This is a genomic window from Sphingobacterium hotanense, from assembly GCF_008274825.1.
GTDB lineage: Bacteria > Bacteroidota > Bacteroidia > Sphingobacteriales > Sphingobacteriaceae > Sphingobacterium > Sphingobacterium hotanense.
Genome location: NZ_CP030848.1, coordinates 168,680 through 187,206 on the forward strand (window position 1 = coordinate 168,680; position 18,527 = coordinate 187,206).

Annotated in this window: 19 protein-coding genes; 16 read left to right on the forward strand and 3 right to left on the reverse strand. The window is 42.4% G+C overall.

Going from position 1 to position 18,527, the window contains the following annotated elements; genetic code table 11:
- Window positions 1-45: 45 nt before the first annotated feature.
- Complete coding sequence (locus tag DSM08_RS00750; protein WP_149524341.1) at window positions 46-1,140, reverse strand: tetratricopeptide repeat protein; 1,095 nt, start codon at window positions 1,138-1,140, stop codon at window positions 46-48.
- 198 nt (window positions 1,141-1,338) lie between these two features.
- Between DSM08_RS00750 and DSM08_RS00755 the strand changes: the two genes are divergently transcribed.
- From DSM08_RS00755 to rfbA, 8 genes are all read left to right on the forward strand, one after another.
- The gene (locus DSM08_RS00755; protein WP_149524342.1) at window positions 1,339-2,619 is read left to right on the forward strand and encodes a replication-associated recombination protein A; all 1,281 of its coding nucleotides are present in this window, start codon (window positions 1,339-1,341) and stop codon (window positions 2,617-2,619) included.
- Between the two features lie 25 nt (window positions 2,620-2,644).
- Window positions 2,645-3,169, forward strand: coding sequence for an exonuclease domain-containing protein (locus tag DSM08_RS00760; RefSeq protein ID WP_149524343.1), 525 nt, complete (start codon window positions 2,645-2,647; stop codon window positions 3,167-3,169).
- Window positions 3,170-3,171: 2 nt separating this feature from the next.
- Window positions 3,172-4,161, forward strand: coding sequence for a mannose-1-phosphate guanylyltransferase (locus tag DSM08_RS00765; protein ID WP_149524344.1), 990 nt, complete (start codon window positions 3,172-3,174; stop codon window positions 4,159-4,161).
- Between the two features lie 124 nt (window positions 4,162-4,285).
- Window positions 4,286-5,071: a tyrosine-protein phosphatase gene (locus tag DSM08_RS00770; protein WP_149524345.1), complete on the forward strand. Its 786-nt coding sequence runs from the start codon at window positions 4,286-4,288 to the stop codon at window positions 5,069-5,071.
- Between the two features lie 203 nt (window positions 5,072-5,274).
- Window positions 5,275-6,324: a dTDP-glucose 4,6-dehydratase gene (rfbB, locus tag DSM08_RS00775; protein WP_149524346.1), complete on the forward strand. Its 1,050-nt coding sequence runs from the start codon at window positions 5,275-5,277 to the stop codon at window positions 6,322-6,324.
- A gap of 16 nt (window positions 6,325-6,340) precedes the next feature.
- Entirely contained in the window at window positions 6,341-6,886 is a 546-nt protein-coding gene (gene rfbC, locus DSM08_RS00780; protein ID WP_149524347.1) for a dTDP-4-dehydrorhamnose 3,5-epimerase, read from the forward strand.
- The gene (rfbD, locus tag DSM08_RS00785) at window positions 6,883-7,767 is read left to right on the forward strand and encodes a dTDP-4-dehydrorhamnose reductase (RefSeq protein ID WP_246172381.1); all 885 of its coding nucleotides are present in this window, start codon (window positions 6,883-6,885) and stop codon (window positions 7,765-7,767) included. The genes rfbC and rfbD overlap by 4 nt, the downstream gene beginning before the upstream one ends.
- A 13-nt stretch (window positions 7,768-7,780) precedes the next feature.
- On the forward strand, window positions 7,781-8,650 hold the full coding sequence (rfbA, locus tag DSM08_RS00790; protein ID WP_149524348.1) for a glucose-1-phosphate thymidylyltransferase RfbA: 870 nt from the start codon (window positions 7,781-7,783) through the stop codon (window positions 8,648-8,650).
- Window positions 8,651-10,005: 1,355 nt separating this feature from the next.
- Here the strand turns inward: rfbA and DSM08_RS19400 are convergent.
- Window positions 10,006-10,230 (reverse strand): PLDc N-terminal domain-containing protein, encoded by a 225-nt coding sequence (locus DSM08_RS19400; RefSeq protein WP_149524349.1) that lies wholly within the window; start codon window positions 10,228-10,230, stop codon window positions 10,006-10,008.
- Between the two features lie 308 nt (window positions 10,231-10,538).
- Window positions 10,539-10,730 carry a hypothetical protein gene (locus DSM08_RS00800; protein WP_149524350.1) on the reverse strand — a complete coding sequence of 64 codons (192 nt, stop codon included), beginning with the start codon at window positions 10,728-10,730 and terminating at the stop codon, window positions 10,539-10,541.
- Window positions 10,731-11,011: 281 nt separating this feature from the next.
- Here DSM08_RS00800 and DSM08_RS00805 point away from each other — a divergent pair, with 281 nt between their 5' ends.
- The 8 genes from DSM08_RS00805 (at window position 11,012) to DSM08_RS00840 (ending at window position 18,501) form a co-directional block, all read left to right on the forward strand.
- On the forward strand, window positions 11,012-11,479 hold the full coding sequence (locus DSM08_RS00805) for a hypothetical protein (protein ID WP_149524351.1): 468 nt from the start codon (window positions 11,012-11,014) through the stop codon (window positions 11,477-11,479).
- 477 nt (window positions 11,480-11,956) lie between these two features.
- A complete protein-coding gene (locus DSM08_RS00810) occupies window positions 11,957-12,142 on the forward strand; it encodes a hypothetical protein (protein ID WP_149524352.1) in 186 nt (61 codons plus the stop codon).
- 269 nt (window positions 12,143-12,411) lie between these two features.
- Window positions 12,412-14,133 (forward strand): hypothetical protein, encoded by a 1,722-nt coding sequence (locus DSM08_RS00815; RefSeq protein ID WP_149524353.1) that lies wholly within the window; start codon window positions 12,412-12,414, stop codon window positions 14,131-14,133.
- 209 nt (window positions 14,134-14,342) lie between these two features.
- Window positions 14,343-14,849 carry a hypothetical protein gene (locus tag DSM08_RS00820; protein ID WP_149524354.1) on the forward strand — a complete coding sequence of 169 codons (507 nt, stop codon included), beginning with the start codon at window positions 14,343-14,345 and terminating at the stop codon, window positions 14,847-14,849.
- A gap of 195 nt (window positions 14,850-15,044) precedes the next feature.
- Window positions 15,045-15,578: a winged helix-turn-helix domain-containing protein gene (locus DSM08_RS00825; protein WP_149524355.1), complete on the forward strand. Its 534-nt coding sequence runs from the start codon at window positions 15,045-15,047 to the stop codon at window positions 15,576-15,578.
- Window positions 15,579-15,589: 11 nt separating this feature from the next.
- Entirely contained in the window at window positions 15,590-16,969 is a 1,380-nt protein-coding gene (locus DSM08_RS00830) for a nucleotide sugar dehydrogenase (RefSeq protein WP_149524356.1), read from the forward strand.
- 29 nt (window positions 16,970-16,998) lie between these two features.
- Window positions 16,999-17,496 carry an adenylyltransferase/cytidyltransferase family protein gene (locus DSM08_RS00835; RefSeq protein ID WP_149524357.1) on the forward strand — a complete coding sequence of 166 codons (498 nt, stop codon included), beginning with the start codon at window positions 16,999-17,001 and terminating at the stop codon, window positions 17,494-17,496.
- A 36-nt stretch (window positions 17,497-17,532) separates the two neighbouring features.
- Window positions 17,533-18,501 (forward strand): SDR family oxidoreductase, encoded by a 969-nt coding sequence (locus DSM08_RS00840; RefSeq protein ID WP_149524358.1) that lies wholly within the window; start codon window positions 17,533-17,535, stop codon window positions 18,499-18,501.
- The last annotated feature ends 26 nt before the right edge of the window (window positions 18,502-18,527 follow it).

The window sequence follows — 18,527 nt, forward strand, 5'->3', positions numbered from 1 at the left end:
GGCCCGGATACGCATAAAAGGGTTAAACGGCACGAGGTAAGCTCCCTAGAATAGTTCTTTGCGCAATTTCCAGTAGTGGGACAAATGTTCGGCAGCATCGTCGTAGTTGCCCATTATCATGTCGATCTCGCCAAGCTTATCGTGAATGGCAAGCTGCAGCACTTTGTTGTTTTCCTGATCCGCTAGTGTTTTCGCGTGCTCTAATTCGGATTTTGCGATCCGATAATTCTGTTGTATAAACTTGGAGTAGCCCAGCATATATTCGATCTCTGGCAGGTCCGTTTTAAAATTACGTGAGCGAGCCAGTTCTCGGGCTTGAATCAAAAACCATTGCGCTTCGGTATGTTTGTTTTGGATCTGGTAGATCTTTGCTAACTGGATCCAAGCTTTGGTCTTGCCTTGGGCATCCTTCATTTTATTGTAGAGCGGAATTGCCCGACGAATGATACTGTTTTCGGCAGCTTGATATTCTTTTTGGTAAGCTCTTATCAACGCTACTCGAACCAAGGAATTCGCTTGGTCAATATTACTTTTGTCGTTGACTGCTCGCTGCAGATACTGTTCTTGAAGGGCATCGGCATGCGCATAGCTTCCCTGATACAAATGAGCATTGGAAAGATTGAATTGAACCACACTAGCATCGTCACGGAATGCAGTGTTTTGAACCAAGGCTAACGCATCCCCCAAAATGCTAATCGCTTTTTTCACGTCCTTTTGCTTGATCGTTTCTAGCGCATACTGGTTCGTCAAACCCACTGCAAGCTGCGTGTTGTTGTTCTTTTTTAATGAGTTAATCAGTTCGGTCCACTTTTCAGGGCTGCTTGGATAGGGTTGGAACTGTTGCTTTAGAAATGCAGCGTTGGAAGTTAGCTGAAACTCCTCCACTAAGTTTTGGTAGTCTAACTGACGGGCAATGGAGTCGTAGAAGTTGGTTTTCTCTTTATAAGAGTCTACCAGAACCTCCTGTTTGGTTCTGGGAGCAGGTAGGACATATACCCGAGGACCAATACCTTTGAACTCGGTATTGTACTTTGTAACGAAGCCCGCGGGATCCAGTAGCTCAGCAGCACTTTGGGCCTTCAGCCCGTTCATCGAAATTATCAGCCCGCAGACCAATTGCACACGCACTTTGTTAAACATCCTTTAAATTGCTTTTTATCAAAATTATCAATTCTATTTAGATTTCATAATTTGAACTGTCGATTAAACGTCAGAATCTTTCACTCGATGTGTTATTCTGTGGTCACGGTCAATTTTTCGCCACATTATGGGACATCGCTCAGCCTGATCATTTCGGGAATTGCCGTTACCAGCAAAAATCGATAGTTTTGTTTTTCTATGACAACGAGAATTCCTTTGGCTGAACGTATGCGTCCGCGAACGCTCGAAGATTATGTCGGCCAAAAGCATATAATTGGAGAGGGTGCGGTCCTCAGAAATGCTATCGATCAGCAGCTCATTCCGTCGATGATCTTTTGGGGTCCTCCAGGGGTGGGCAAAACGACACTAGCCTTGTTGGTAGCCAAAGCTTTGGATCGACCATTCTACAGCTTGAGCGCAATTCAGTCCGGTGTGAAGGAGGTACGGGAAGTGATTGAGAAGGCCGAACAATTGAAACAATTTAATCAGGAGCAGCCCATTCTTTTCATCGATGAGATCCATCGATTCTCTAAATCGCAGCAAGATTCGCTGCTGGGAGCCGTGGAGCGTGGAACCGTGACGCTGATTGGCGCGACAACAGAAAACCCTTCGTTCGAGGTCATCTCTGCCTTGCTTTCTCGATGCCAAGTATATGTGCTGGAGGAGTTAACAAAAGACGATTTGGTGCATATCGTTGATAAAGCGCTCGTGGAAGACGAATTCCTTCGTGGCGAGCATATTGAAATTCAGGAATACGAAGCACTGCTGCAGCTATCTGGTGGCGATGCCCGAAAGCTGCTAAATATTTTAGAGTTGGTCAGCCAGGCGGCGAGCCATTCAAAACAGGCTGTCACTAACGATTTTGTAGCGCGCCATGTACAACAGAATCGCGTTCGCTACGATAAGTCCGGTGAACAGCACTATGACATCATTTCCGCATTCATCAAATCCATCCGTGGTTCGGATCCGAACGCGGCGGTGTACTGGCTGGCCCGGATGATCGAGGGCGGTGAAGACCCTAAGTTTATTGCCCGGCGGTTATTGATCTTAGCGTCCGAGGATATCGGTAATGCAAACCCGAATGCGTTGCTTTTGGCAAACAACTGTTTTCAAGCGGTGAATGTGATCGGCTGGCCGGAATCCCGAATTATTCTCTCGCAAACAGTAACTTATTTGGCCAGCTCTGCCAAAAGCAATGCTGCCTATGAGGCCATCAATAAAGCGCAGGCAATCGTCAAGCAGACTGGAGATCTTTCTATTCCGCTGCATTTGCGAAATGCCCCGACGAAATTGATGAAGGAGCTGGATTACGGAGCAGGCTATAAGTACGCCCACGCTTTTGCTGGAAACTTTGTCGATCAGGAATATATGCCCGATCAGCTGCGTGGCCTTACACTCTACGAACCTGGGAAAAACGCTTCAGAGGAGAAATTGCGTCAGGCTCTAAGGGAACGCTGGAAGGGAAAATATGGATATTAACAAAAAGTGATTACAAAAAATAAGCATGTCAAATACATTTACAAGTATAGATTTTGAATTAGCAACCGCGAAATACAGTAGCGTATGCGCAGTGGGGATTGTGAATGTCGTTGATGGAATCATCGCTAACGAATTCTACAGCTTGGTTCGACCACCAGAGAATAAATATATGTGGCAAACTTCCCGGGTGCACGGCATCAAGCCGAAACACACCGAAAGTGCACCTACTTTTATCGAACTTTTTCCGCAGATCGATGGTTTACTACAGGGACAGGCTATGGTGGCACATGATGAATTGTTGGACCGCTCGGTACTTAAAGAGACGATGGCGTTTTACAACTTGTCGTATAAGGACTTGGCGCTCCCACCAATGTGGGAATGTACCAGTAAAATATATCGTGCCTTAGGTTTCGAAAGAACTAAGCTGAGTATTTGTTGTCAGATCATGGGCGTTACATTACAGCACCATGATGCATTGTCCGATGCCCGAGCTACGGCAGAGCTGTACCTGAGGAAAGATCTAGTAAAAAACAATTTAAAAATCGGTTAATCATGAGTAAAATTATCAATGTGGTATTATCTGGAGGTGTTGGTTCAAGGTTGTGGCCACTTTCCAGAAAGTCGAAACCGAAGCAGTATTTGCCGATTTTTGACGGTAAGAGCCTGTTCGAGCTCACCGTGGAGCGGAATCATCCGCTGGTGTCCAAAGTAACGCTGGTAGGGTCTATTCAAAATAAAGATCTTGCTGAACCGTATTTACGTAACTTTAATAGCGATGTAATCGCTGAGGCGGCCCCACGGAATACGGCAGCAGCAATCGCTTTTGCTGCGTTCCATGCGGAACCTGACGATATCCTGATTGTGACGCCATCGGACCACCTGATCGAAGGGGAGGAGGAATATCAACAAGCGATCAACCAAGGGATTGTTTTCGCTCAGGAAGGTTATATCGCTACCTTTGGCATTATCCCAACACGGCCAGAAACGGGTTACGGCTATATTGAGCATGAGGGCAATACCGTATTGTCTTTCCGGGAAAAACCCAATGAAGAAACGGCGCGCGATTTCCTAAAAAAGGAATCCTTCCTGTGGAATTCTGGAATTTTCTGCTTCAAAGCGGGGGTGTTCTTGGAAGAGCTGATGCGATTCGAACCTAAGCTATATACGGCTGCGGAAACCGCATTCGAATATGCCGACAATCTCGTGCTGGATCAGGAGCACTCTTTGCAAATCCCCTCGAAGAGCATCGATTATGCGGTATTGGAGCGAAGCGACTTGATTAAGGTGGTCCCTGCAAAATTCCGATGGTCCGACATGGGTGCCTTCGATTCGTTGTACGCCTATTTTAAAGAAAAAGGGCATCCCGTTGATGATCGTGGCAACATTGTTGTAGGGACGGATAAGTACACGGCTTTCGTCGGTCTCTCGAACTGCATGTTGATCAACACGGACGATGCAGTACTGGTGCTGGACAGAGCGCGTGCACAAGATGTCAAACAGGTCTATGAATCCTTAGAAAGAGAAGGTTCTCCTTTAATTTAGTAGTTGCTGTAGCGTTTATTTTACATTCATCGTATTCTCTTACTAAAGATTTAAAGTTAATTTCACAATAAGTTAACTTTGAGGCGTCTGCCTGTTGACTCGAAAGATTTTATAAGAAAACGCTATGGGATTTTGGAATAATTTATTCGGAGGAAAAACAAAAAACGAAAAAACGTACCTAAATAAGTTGTCTTGGATTACTTGGGATATACATAACCACCTATTGCCCGGTATCGACGATGGAAGTCCCGATGTAGAGCAGTCTATCGAATTAATCAAGGGACTCAAAGACTTGGGTATCCATAAGTCAGTCTCCACACCACATGTCATGTACGGCGTTCATAACAACACCCCCGATACTATTCAAGCGGCTCATCGCTCCTTAAAAAATGCATTGAGGGATAATGATATCGATTTCGAGTTGAACTACAGCGCCGAATACATGATCGATGATCAGTTGGATGCGATCATGACAGGTGATCAGCTCTGTTCGATGCCCAATAAGTTCGTGTTGATCGAAATGTCCTATCTCTCGGAATCTAAAGGACTATTTGCAACGATTAAGAATTTACTGGAACGTGGATACCAACCCATATTAGCACACCCAGAACGCTATAATTATTATCATAATAACTTTAAGATCTTCCAAGAGATTAAGAATGCAGGTTGTCTGCTGCAACTCAACTTACTATCGATCAGTAAATACTACGGAGAGCAGGTAAAAACTGCGGCGCTAACATTGATTCGTGCGGGAATGTACGATTTTGTCGGCACTGATATGCACCATACCAGGCACTTAGAAGCCCTGAAAGGGGTAGTTTTGAAGTATGATGTTCGAGAATTGCTACGCGATTGTCCTATTAAGAATGCGACTATGTTCGAAACGGTACAGGAAAAAAAAATTGCTTAAGGCTCGTTAGGTAGCCTTGTGGCTGACGCGACGTCTCTGATTATACAGAAAAGAAGTAATGAAGAGCCCTTTGAGGCTCTTTTTTTGTAAGCGTGTGTATCCAAATGTCAATCGAGAACTTACAGCTCTGCTCGGGAAGAACATGGAGGTTTTGTTGAAAGACTTTTTCCTGAAATTCCTTATATTTTCTTTATTTTGTCAACATGAATAAGACCATTCTGATAACGGGGGGCGCGGGATTCATCGGATCCCATGTTGTTCGCCAGTTTGTCGTTAACTACCCTGATTACAAAATTGTTAATGTGGATTCGTTGACCTATGCTGGAAATCTGGAAAATCTAATAGACGTTGAGGATGCACCCAACTATATTTTTGAGAAGGTAGATATAACCGACCGTCCGAGATTACGCGAACTGTTCGAGCGACATCGCCCTGAGGGAATTATCCATTTAGCGGCCGAGTCACATGTGGACAGATCAATTTCCGACCCCTTAGCGTTTGTCAATACGAACGTAATCGGAACGGTAAATCTATTGGAGGAAGCGCGATCCCTTTGGGACGATTTTGAAGGGAAGCGCTTTCATCATATTTCTACCGATGAAGTATTTGGAGCGCTAGGTGAGCATGGACTATTCACTGAGGACACTAAATACGATCCTCATTCTCCTTATTCAGCGTCGAAAGCATCCTCGGATCATTTCGTCCGAGCCTATCATGACACCTACGGACTTCCCATAGTGATTACCAATTGTTCTAACAATTACGGGCCGAATCATTTCCCTGAAAAGTTGATACCACTCTGCATTTCCAACATTTTACAGAATAAACCTTTGCCCATTTATGGCGATGGCCGATATACACGGGATTGGCTGTATGTTATCGATCATGCACGAGCGATTGATTTGGTCTTCCACAGAGGTCAAAATGCATCATCTTACAATATTGGAGGGTTCAACGAGTGGACAAATATTGACTTAGTGAAAGAGCTCTGTAAGCAGATGGACGAAAAGTTGGGGCGGGAAGCGGGAACATCGGAACGCTTAATTACGTATGTTAAAGATCGTCCGGGGCATGACATACGCTACGCGATCGATGCTACCAAGATTAATGCTGAACTTGGATGGAAACCATCGGTGACTTTCCAAGAAGGACTTTCTGCTACCATCGACTGGTATCTCAGCAATACGGAATGGCTCAAGAAAGTCACATCCGGGGAATATCAGCGGTATTACGTGGAACATTATTCAAAATAAAAGAAGAATTTAATTTATGAAGGCTATAGCGACAGCATTGCAGGGGTGTTATATTATCGAGCCTCAGCTCATTGGTGATGAAAGAGGATATTTCTTTGAGTCGTTCAATGAACTGACCTTTTCCAAGACTATCGGACAGCAGGTGCGTTTTGTGCAGGATAATCAATCGTTCTCGAGCTATGGCGTCTTAAGGGGGCTGCACGCCCAAGCCGGCCAGCATGGACAAGCAAAACTAGTACGTGTTCTGCAAGGCGAAGTGCTGGATGTAGCGGTTGATTTCCGCGATACTTCGCCCACGTTTGGGCAACATATTGCGGTCCTGCTTTCGGCAGAAAACAAAAGGCAGCTTTATGTTCCACGTGGTTTCTTGCACGGTTTTGTTGTGCTCTCCGACTTTGCGGAGTTTTTCTATAAATGCGATAATTATTATAATAAAGCGTCAGAAATAGGAATAAAATATGATGATCCAACCTTGGCGATCGATTGGAAGGTTCCGTTCAGAGACATGATTATCTCCGAAAAAGATCAACAATTACCTTACTTAAACCCAATAAATCAATGATGGACCAGCATCCTAGAGCAACTGTTTTGTTGATTGGCTCCGGCGGGCAATTGGGTTCAGAGCTGAAGGTTTTACTGGAAAATTCTAACCGATACCATAGCGTGTTCCTAGATAGACAGCTCCTTCCTCTAGATGAGGTCGATCAGATTCAGTCGCGACTAGCGGCTTACGAGCCGCAGTATATCATCAACGCTGCTGCGTATACCGCGGTGGATAAAGCAGAAGAAGAGTACCAGACGGCTAACCTCGTCAATCATCTCGCCGTGAAAGAGATAGCCATGTATGCGGAGCGCGCTGGCTGCCATTTCCTTTCCATCTCTACGGACTATGTGTTCGACGGACAGAACAGTCGGCCATGGAGAGAAGAAGATCCTGTAGGTCCGATCAATGTATACGGGAAGACGAAAGCCTTGGGAGAAATGGCTATTCTCCAGGAGAACCCCAATGCCATTATCATAAGAACTTCCTGGGTATATTCTTGGTATGGAAATAATTTTGTAAAGACAATGCTTCGACTGTTTTCGGAAAAGGAGGAGCTGTCCATTGTGGACGATCAGCTAGGCAGTCCTACCTATGCCAAGGATCTTGCCGAAGTCGTAAAACACATCATCGATGGTGAAACATGGGTGCCAGGAATTTACCACTACGCAAATGAAGGGCAATTATCTTGGTATGAATTCGCCATGGCCATCAAGAAAGAGTTAGAATTCACATGTTTGTTGAAGCCTGTGTCCAGTGACGCATACCCAACCGCTGCTAGTCGCCCAAAGTTCTCTGTCTTAGATAAATCAAAAATAAAAGTTACTTTTGGGATTCAGATACCGCAGTGGGAAGCCAGCTTGAAAGAAATGCTGGCAGAGCGGAACCATGAAAAAAGGTAAATAGATCAATAACATGAAAGGAATAATTTTAGCAGGTGGCTCGGGAACGCGTTTGCATCCTTTAACCCAGGTGGTTTCTAAACAATTGTTGCCTGTGTACGATAAGCCGATGATCTATTACCCCTTATCGGTTTTGATGATGGCCGGTATACGCGAAATATTGATTATTTCCACACCAGCTGACTTGCCGAATTTTCGACGTCTTTTTGGCGCAGGTGCTCAGTTGGGGCTTTCCATCTCCTACGCGGAACAACCAAGCCCGGATGGATTAGCGCAAGCCTTTATCATTGGTGAAGAGTTTATCGGGGATGAAGATGTATGTTTGATCCTTGGTGATAACATCTTCTATGGAGCAGGCCTGCAGCAGCTTTTGCTTGATGCCAAGGCCAAAGTTTGCCAGCAGAAGCAGGCCGTGGTTTTCGGTTATTTCGTGGAGGATCCTGAACGTTACGGTGTGGTGGAGGTTGATCAGCATGGCCAAGTGCTGAGCATTGAGGAGAAGCCGACGACGCCGCGATCGAATTATGCTGTGGTCGGTCTTTATTTTTATCCGAACAAAGTCATCCAGGTTGCTAAGGAAGTCCAGCCATCAGCGCGGGGTGAGCTGGAGATTACAGATGTCAATCAGTCTTTTTTACAACAAAATAAATTACACCTGCAGCGGCTGGGGCGCGGATTTGCATGGCTCGACACCGGTACACATGAGTCCCTTTCTGAGGCAACTGAGTTTATTAAGACCATCGAAAAGAGGACCTCTTTAAAGGTCGCTTGTTTAGAAGAAATCGCAATTTTGAAAGGTCTGGTCGATAAAGAAAGTGTGCTGAGAGATATAAACGAAAAAAAAGGGGCCTATTATGATTATGTAAGACGGATCGCTAAGTAGTGGCTCACACGCATTTTTGTCTGCATCATTTGTTACCCCTAAACCCATCAACTCTCCATAATGCGTGGCGGGTTTTATAGTATATTGCGGAGCAACTTTATCGTTCATACAGTGTGCCCATTATTTTAATTCCTTCCGTTTTGTTCATAAACCATTAGCTTGATAAAGCGGATAAATTCGTTAGCGTCCGTTATCTCGATGATACAAAAATTTTCGCTTTTTTATATTGAACTCTCTAATTGTAATAAGCGACACAAAATCAAGTCAGCCTGAGTTCGCCCATGGGGAGATCGGTTCCCTCAATCTGCTTTTCAGCTCCTTTTGACTTTGCTAAGATTGTGCCCGCTACACTATAGGGGGGACGTAGAACCGTCCTTCGCCATGTCGCAAAATGCAAGAGAAATTTTTGGAATGGCGATGCACTATTCTGAGTAAGCGCAGGTTGAGGTTAGCAAGCCCACTCAGGTTAAAGTAATGGTCAACTATGACGATCTCAGCACAAACAAAGCATCGGCTCCTCAGAAGGCAACATCTGTAAAACAAAAATCAGTTACCGAACCATTCAAAGAGGTGTCAATTGCTAAGCTAGGGCACCACGAGCAAAAGATTAGTACGAAGAATATAAAATCAACTATTGTCTATTTGATATGCAAACGGACATTGAACATGGGCGTTTCAGGGATGCATTGAAAAGATGGGCATCGCCACTAAGAGCCAGTTTTGCAGCATAGATTGTGGCACCTACCATCCTCTCAGTTTTGTAAATGATAACAAAGCGCAATGCCCTAGATCTCATGCATTATTAATTCATACGAATAGCAGGAAGTTAACTTTTGAGCAGCGCTATGGGGTTGCGTTTGCTGAGTTGAATTTCGGCGAAAAGCCTGGAGAGCTACAGGTTATCAGATTATTCGAAGTAAATTCATGTCACCGAGTTTTACAACGAGGCCTGTTTTTATGTTTAGGAGTCCGTTAGGCAGTTTATTCCACAGACCAAACAAGACACAGCATGTAAAGGTTTTCGTTGCGCAGAGAAGTAATTGTCAATCGATGCGTAAAGCTCGGCAAATTTTAAGAAGCTGTTGGGTTTAACGCCTCTTGAATCTTGAGGAATTAAGAAACGAGATATTCTTTATTTATATAGGACTGATCCCTATTTCGGAGAAAAGAAAATAGCAACCAAATCCCAATATTCCCCATCCAAAATGTTTTTTTTTAGACTTGTTGAAGATAATCAAAGAGAGGCCTAATGCTATACTTAAAATTCCAATGAATAGTCGCATATCAGATATGATTTTTAATTAGTTAGTCCCAAGCATTTAAAAAATGTTACACCCTCCGCCAATCTTCGGGCATTAAAACTTCCATTTAGCGTTAAACTTCGCTCTATTATGAATTATTAAATAAATTATGCTCGCTAAAATGTTACCTATAAGAATCACAATTATCCAAACAACTTTTTGATATGGATCTAGTTTATCGTTTGTAACGATGTGATATATAGAAAATACAACTATATACATAATAGCCAACGCAAAAATTAGCATGATTGATTGGGAGAATATGCCAAGTAGTACCATAATAACGAGTTTTGATTTAAGTTAATAAAATAAAGTCATAAATGACTGATTATCTATAAAATATTAAATGAACTATGCCGTTATTCAGATAAGAAATGTATAACAAAGGGGGGACATCCAAGCCTTACCATACCCCAGTGGCGCTTAAGATGCCGTATCTCGTTCTCACATTAAGTTTCTCAAGCACCGTTTTCAAGGGTTTTGTTGCGTTTGTATTAGACCTTAAGGAAGGGAAAATTCAATATTACGTGATTCGATTGGGCGTTTCATTGACGGATTCTTGCAATTTTATCCCATAAGGATGCGTGCTAGTTTTTAGCAGGTGCCGCTTTATCACGCTTCCAAAATTTATCTAATCCTTCAGCCATTAGGTCAGGCCACTCCATCAATATGTACCTAATGGATATCTCCCCTACGTTTTCTTCATGACTTGCATTAGATAATTCTATCGCATACCCCAGCGTTCTTCGTAGGAAATCTTTATCTGGAAATCTGTTCATACTTAGGCTCTGTCTCTAGTTCTGATTTTACCCCAACTCCTCATCACTCCATATAAGCAAGTTCGGCAGCACCGATACATCCTCTTTTTCGTCCTGTTAATGAAGGTATTCCCAAAGATTGACTGTCGCTACTGCAGGAGATCCGCCACGTATAATCTGATAGCCATCGTCAATAATTCGTTGTATTTCTTCTCTTTTCATATCAAATAAACCGATGGATAGAAAAATAGATTGCAGGCAGCATTTGAAATGTTGCTAATATTTTTAGTAAACTTGCAGTGATGAAACCATTAGAGATCCATTGTCGGAATAGAGTAATGTATGCAACGATAACGGTGCGAGACCGCGGATCAGGCCGTCGTGATTATGTATTGACCGGAAAAGATGGAGTTTCGCTGTATGTTTTTACTAAAGAGAATGGTCATTGGAAATGCACTTTAGGTTACCTTGACGAAGATCTCAAAGAAGCGGTTGTCAACGCGTTAATTATCCGATTCGATAAAAATATCTGCGATATATTCTATTACAAAGGCGAGCGTAAATTAGTTGAGGTGCGCGAGAAGCAAGGGAATTTATGGCATATTTATGTTAACCTCTCTTATGTCGCAACCATATCCTACGATAAATTCACTAAGAGGTTCGAATACAATTTAGAAGATGAAAGTGGCGTGGTTACTGAAGATCACATCAGAAAGTATATTGGAAAGATTGGAACAGGCGAAATATCTTGGTATAAGGGGGATAGGTGATTAAAATGTCCTTTTTTAGTGGGGCTGGGTGTTATTATCGTAATCGGAGGCTTTTTTTCGCACCGGATTTCCTTCGTACCAGGGTCGTGTTTGTTCTGGTGCTCTGTGTACTGCGTATACTCGCGCTCGTAGCGGTGTCAGACAGCTGACCGTCTCTGAAATAGCTATGCTGATCAGCTTTGGTTCGGCAACTGCCAACCCTAGGTTCCAGGCCGATTTACCGTTAATATGTGCAATAATAATTCTGGTCAGGATCGTTCTACTTTAAAAGGGTAAGGGTTCTACCGTCAGGAAATTTTGGCCGGTGGAATGCATGCTCTAGGGTTATGTGCGGACGGTTGTGCTTTTGGGAAGGTTTCAAATTGAGAACGACAAGGATCTTACTTTTTGCCCGGCGGGAGTTTTTCTGCAAACTTCGAAACCTAAACGACGATTATTTGGGGCAGGTCAAGGAAGGCGTCCTCGAAGTAGATACACATGGAGGCTCAGTTTCTACTCAACCAAGCAAGTGGAGTATGGCCTTTCCCTTCTCGCTATAAGGTAATTTCAGATGATTATAGGATGCGCCCCTTAGCATCTATGTTCTATCGAAATATAGCCAACAGTGTTTGTGAAGATGGGAATGCCCAAGACGCTCGCACAATAGGTGGACAGAAACAATAAAAAGCCAAAGCCTATAGAATTGAATTTTCTATTATTAGGGAAAACGACATCCTAACGATGGTTGCGGCAACATAAATAGGAGGCCCCATATACAGAAGGGGGTATTGGCCTCGCGAGCTGGATAAAGAAGTACTAAACTTAATCGTTGAAAAAAGGGAGTTAATAAAAAGATATGTGCTGCCATGGATTCGCAATGATTCACCTTATTTTATTAAAAATGTGATAAATATCATTCTTTGAGAAAAGCGGCCTTTACTTAGATTTGTATCATGTCAACCGCACCTAAACTATTATTAACTTATTTATTCTTTTTCTCTTTCATAGCGAGGCTATGGGCGGATAATCCTTACGCTTATTTAACAAAGATAAAGGGCGAACAAGCGATGTTGGAAGAAGCGCTAAGCCTGCCGACTAATTTTGGCCAGGATACCGTTTTGATCCACCAAAAGCTTGACCCGCTTATCGATCTGGCAAGAACGGCTGAAAGCGAGTCGCTCGAATGGGCATATTACTTACTAATGGCCGATGCTTTTTCGGTCGCCTACGATCAGGTCAATGTAAGATCCAATTTTTATTTTCAAAGGGCATTACAGCGAGCGGAAGAATCCAATGCTAAGAAGTTAGCGATGTTGACCAATATCCGATGGGGATATTACTATTTTACATACCGTCGAATAGCCAAGGCTTTTCCCTACTTTTTGCGGGCGAACGAATACCGGGATCAAGTGATTTCGGCGACAGTTCCGCTAGTGCCTCTACACTATAATTATATGGCTAATTTTTATAGTTATATCGGCGATCACAAAAAAGCGATTATGTATCTCCAGTCCGCGATACCCTACAGCCCGCAGCGTAGTCGAAAGCGTATCGACATGTTGAATGCCGTGGGCGTTTATCTGAATCGCGATCAACAAATGGAAGCATCAGAACGCTATTTCAAACAGGCTATGCAGGAGGCGGTAAATGCCAATGATTCAGTGTGGGTAGGGATTATCAGTGGTAACCTAGCCGATATCGAGCGAAAGCGGGGAAATCTGGACAAATCGTTGGAGATGGTGCTCCGGAATATTTATTACTCCGAGAAATTTGATGAACCTTTGGACGCGATGCGTGCTTACATCGAGCTCGCAGATATCTACATAGAGAAAAAGGAATGGCAACATGCGAAAGAGGCTTTGTTTCGCTCTCAAGGTTACCTCGAAGAGAAGCCCTATTTCTTACAATATAAGCGAGATATAGCCAAAGCATTTGCGACGATCGCCAAAGGAGAAGGAAATCAAAAGAAGGAAGTTCTTCATCTGCATGAGTTTTTAGCGCTGAGCGATAGCTTGACCAAGCAATCGAATCCAGATGTGATGCAAAAAATCTATTGGCAATGGGAATCTGAACGCTACAATCAAGCCGTTGCCGCGGCAGAGATGAAGAAAGAGCAAACCCAACGGCAGTACCAGCTGATCGGCATGCTGTTGCTTCTGATATTTGTGATTGCCGTGTTGTTGATCAATCGGTCCAGAAATAAAGAACGAATAAAATCTGCGTTATTGGAAAAGGATCAGCTTCGCTTAGCATTTGAGAAAAATCAAGTCGATAACGAATTGATAGTCCTTCGAGATTCCTTAGAAGAGTTTACCAATACCATTAAGCAGAACGACGAGACCATTCAGCAGCTCAGACTGGAGATTGGGCTGAGCAATGATTTAGATCCTGCTCATCAGGAAAAGATCAACGAAAGCATAGGAGATATGCTTGAAAACCATATTATGACCGATGAACGCTGGATAAAATTTAAACAGGTGTTCGACCGCGTTTATCCCGGATTTCTCGTCGAACAAAAATCGATTAATTCCAGATTATCGGAAAATGATTTAAGGTTATTGGCTTTGATGAAATTAGACCTAAGCAACAGAAGTATGAGCGATCTGCTGGGGGTTTCTATAGATGCTGTTAAAAAAGCCAAGCAACGGCTCAAGAAAAAGCAGGAGGCAGTATAAAGCCGGTGATAATTTTCCCTATCCCAAGGGTGGTTTGCATTAAAAATCTTAAACACAACACTTTAAATAATCGCTGCCTTCAGTGAATTACAAGATTTGTAGCTATTTGTCCACCTTTTGTCCACCCCCTGGAACTTCCAGTTACCGGATAATGCTTCTATATTTGAACCATTCCTACGAAGAGAATCAGAAAAGTAAATATAGGCGCAATGAATTATTTAGTGTTAACCGCAATTATTCCATTAGCTGTTGGATTCTTCTATCTCTATAGAAGACTTACCTATAGCAATTTCGATAAATATGCTGACTTAAGCGTTAGTGTATTATTAGACCAGCACAATGGGGATTTTAATTCCCATTATGGATGCATTATTTTTCAACTTCCTAACTACGGGGAACAGGTGAAAGAAGTTGTCATCACGGATGTGCAAAGCAGCAATAAGCATATCCGTGTAAATGCATTCGAAAAGCTCAATTTTTTCCTGACTCCTGGCAAAACGACCGAGAGCGCCATGAGGTCAATAGGATTTTCTATTAGCAACAAAGCATTGTTGAATCACAAAGAACAAAAGGAAAGTTTGGTAGTAAAGGGTTATGTGATCAATAGGGCCGGAAAAAAAATATTATATCTCAAGACGACATATTATACCTTACAAGATTTTTCCAAAGAAATCTTTGTGAACCAAAACGTTAATAAAAAAAGGTTGGTAATTTAGTCGGGGTTATTATACTTTTATTAACATCCAGCGGTAAATGTTACAACGGTTGACTATTCGATCAAATTCGATCGGATTAGCAATCGTTTGCATGTCGGATTTTGCTTTATGATAACAAAGATTTAACACTACGGCCATCCTAACTATTTGTTTTATTCAAAATGTTGAGTACTTTTGTTGCTCAAATACTGACCCATGTTGGATTCGCTGATCACGTCGAAGACTCGATTAAAATTGCTTATTAAATTTTTTGTCTCCGCATCAAATAAGGGATACTTACGCGGAATAGCTGAGGAGTTTAACGAGTCGACAAATTCCGTGAGAAAAGAACTAAATCAGCTAACGGATGCGGGGTACCTAACCAGAAATCAAGAAAATCAACGAATTTATTACCGTGCTAATGTTCAGCACCCTTTGTTTGAATCGCTACAGAATCTGGTACGAAAGTATTTAGGGATCGATAAAGCGGTTGAACATGTCTTAGCAAAATCGGGTGATATTGATCAGGTTTGTCTTTTAGGCGATTATGCGAAAGGCATCGACTCGGGTACAATTGAAGTTATGGTACTGGGAAAAGATGTTGATATTGCATACCTGACCCAACTGGGCACTAAAATGGAATCGTTATTGGATAAACAGATCAAAATCTACTTTGAAAGGCCAGTAAATGTTCAACAGCAGATTATCCTCTTTCAAAAGGAAGATCATTTCGGTAATTTTAAAGACTAGAAGCACGTCGAATGAGAATTAATAAAATAGCATGTATTGGCGCTGGATATGTCGGGGGACCGACCATGTCCGTTATTGCTCAGAAAAATCCACATATACAAGTTACGGTAGTTGACTTGAATGTGGATCGCATAAATGCTTGGAACGACGAGAACCTTGAAAAACTACCTGTCTATGAGCCAGGACTGGATGCGGTTGTAGGTGAGGCCCGAGGTAGAAATCTTTTTTTCTCGACCGATGTAGACCAGGCGATCTCGGATGCCGATATGATATTCATCTCGGTAAACACGCCGACAAAAACATACGGAAAAGGAAAAGGGCAGGCTGCCGATCTTAAATTTATCGAGCTTTGTGCTAGACAGATTGCAGATGTGGCCACATCCTCGAAGGTTATCGTGGAAAAATCGACCATCCCCGTGCGCACGGCAGCGACTATTAAGAGTATATTAGACCATACAGGAAAAGGGCTGCAATTCCAAGTGCTTTCGAATCCCGAGTTCTTGGCCGAAGGGACCGCAATACAGGATCTTCATCATCCGGACCGGATTTTGATCGGAGGAGAGGATCAAAGCGCAATAAAGGCGCTTAAATCAATCTATGAGGCCTGGGTTCCTTCAGAACGAATTATCACGACAAATCTTTGGTCATCCGAACTCTCGAAGTTAGTGGCTAATGCGTTTTTAGCGCAACGGGTATCTTCGATTAACTCCATATCGGAGCTTTGCGAGGCTACAGGAGCGAATGTGGAGGAAGTAGCAAATGCGATCGGTCAGGATACTAGAATAGGTTCTAAATTTTTGAAAGCATCGGTCGGATTTGGTGGTTCGTGTTTTCAAAAGGATTTATTAAATTTAGTATATATTGCCAGATCTTATAACCTGAATGAAGTTGCCGATTATTGGGATCAAGTAATCAAAATCAATGACCACCAAAAAACGAGATTTGCAGAAAAGATTATTCAATCGATGTATAATACAGTAAATGGCAAGAAAATTGCTTTTCTGGGGTGGGCGTTTAAAAAAAACACAAACGATACAAGAGAATCAGCTGCGATTTATGTCGCTGATCATCTATTAGAGGAAAGAGCGCAAATTAATGTGTTTGATCCAAAAGTTCAGGAGCATCAGATTTATAAGGACTTAAAGGAATTAAACACTCGTTCAGCATCTGAAAACAGCGAATTGTTGACAGTGATGGACGATCCTTACAAAGCTTGCCAAGCTGCACACGGAATAGCAATCCTGACTGAATGGGATGAATTTAATGACTACGATTGGAAGAGAATTAAGGACAATATGAAAAAACCTGCTTTTGTTTTTGATGGACGGAAGCTGTTGGATAGAAAAAAGCTGGAAGATTTAGGTTTTGTCTATTATGCTATTGGAGAATAATTGATTCTTGACTCTTAACAATAAATTATATGAAAGAAATAGAAAAAAGTGAGCAAGCGAATTTTGCTGCAAAACGTCAGGATTATAATCCTGGACCTCGAGTAGGTATCACTTTTAGTACGTTCGACTTATTACATGCAGGACACATTATGATGCTCGCAGAGGCGAAACGCCAATGTGATTATTTGATTTGTGGTCTGCAAATGGATCCAACTTTGGACAGACCAGAAAAGAATGCACCAACGCAAACCGTAGTGGAGAGATATATTCAGCTACGAGGATGTGTTTATGTGGATGAAATTGTTCCGTATTCGACAGAGCAGGATTTAGAGGATATCCTAAGGTCTTTTAAATTGGATGTAAGGATTGTGGGAGATGAGTATATAGATCGGGACTTTACAGGTAGACAGTATTGTGAGGAGAAAGGGATTGAGCTTTATTTCAATAGTAGAGATCATCGGTTTTCTAGCTCAGGATTGAGAAAGATCGTGGCGGATAAGGAAAACGCAAAGAATGGGAGTAAATAATCAACATATTTAAAAGAAAAGAAGCAACATATTTATATGAGCAAAATATTGATAACCGGTGGAGCTGGATTCATTGGTTCCAACTTAACGGAGTATTTTTTAGGAAAAGGACATCAAGTTGTCGTTCTTGATAACTTTGCTACTGGGCATCGCCATAACATCGCTCAGCACGCTGAGAATCCGAATTTCAAATTGATCGAAGGTGATATCCGTCGGATGGAAGATTGTCAGAAAGCAGTAGAAGGGGTTGACTATGTTCTACATCAAGCAGCCTTGGGTTCGGTTCCACGTTCTATTAAGGACCCGCAAACGTCTAATGAAGTGAATGTCACTGGTTTTTTAAATATGTTGGTTGCTGCGAGAGACGCTAATGTGAAGCGCTTTATCTATGCAGCCTCTTCATCAACCTATGGCGATTCTGAAAGTCTGCCGAAAGTGGAAGATAAGATTGGGAAACCGCTTTCTCCATATGCGATTACAAAATATGTAAATGAGCTATATGCGGAGATTTTTTCCAAAACCTATGGTATGGAGACAATTGGCCTGAGATATTTTAATGTCTTTGGACGTCGTCAAGACCCAAATGGCGCGTATGCGGCAGTAATTCCTCTTTTTGTAAAGAAATTTATGAATCACGAAAGCCCAGTTATTAATGGCACGGGAGATTATTCTCGTGATTTCACGTATATCGACAATGTCATTCAAATGAACGAGTGTGCAATGCTGACTGAAAATCCAGATGCTGTCAATACCGTTTATAATACGGCTGTTGGTGACCGGACTACTCTAAATGAATTAGTAGGATATCTTAAAGAATTTTTGAGCGAATACGATTCAGATATAGCTCAGGTTGAAGTGGTTCACGGTCCGAACAGGCAAGGCGACATTCCCCATTCCTTAGCGTCTGTAGATAAAGCCAAACAACTTCTAGGTTACGAACCAACCCATGTAATCAAGGATGGATTAAAAGAAGCTACGCAGTGGTATTGGGATAATTTGAAGTAATTAATAATTTAAAATAAATTTACAAA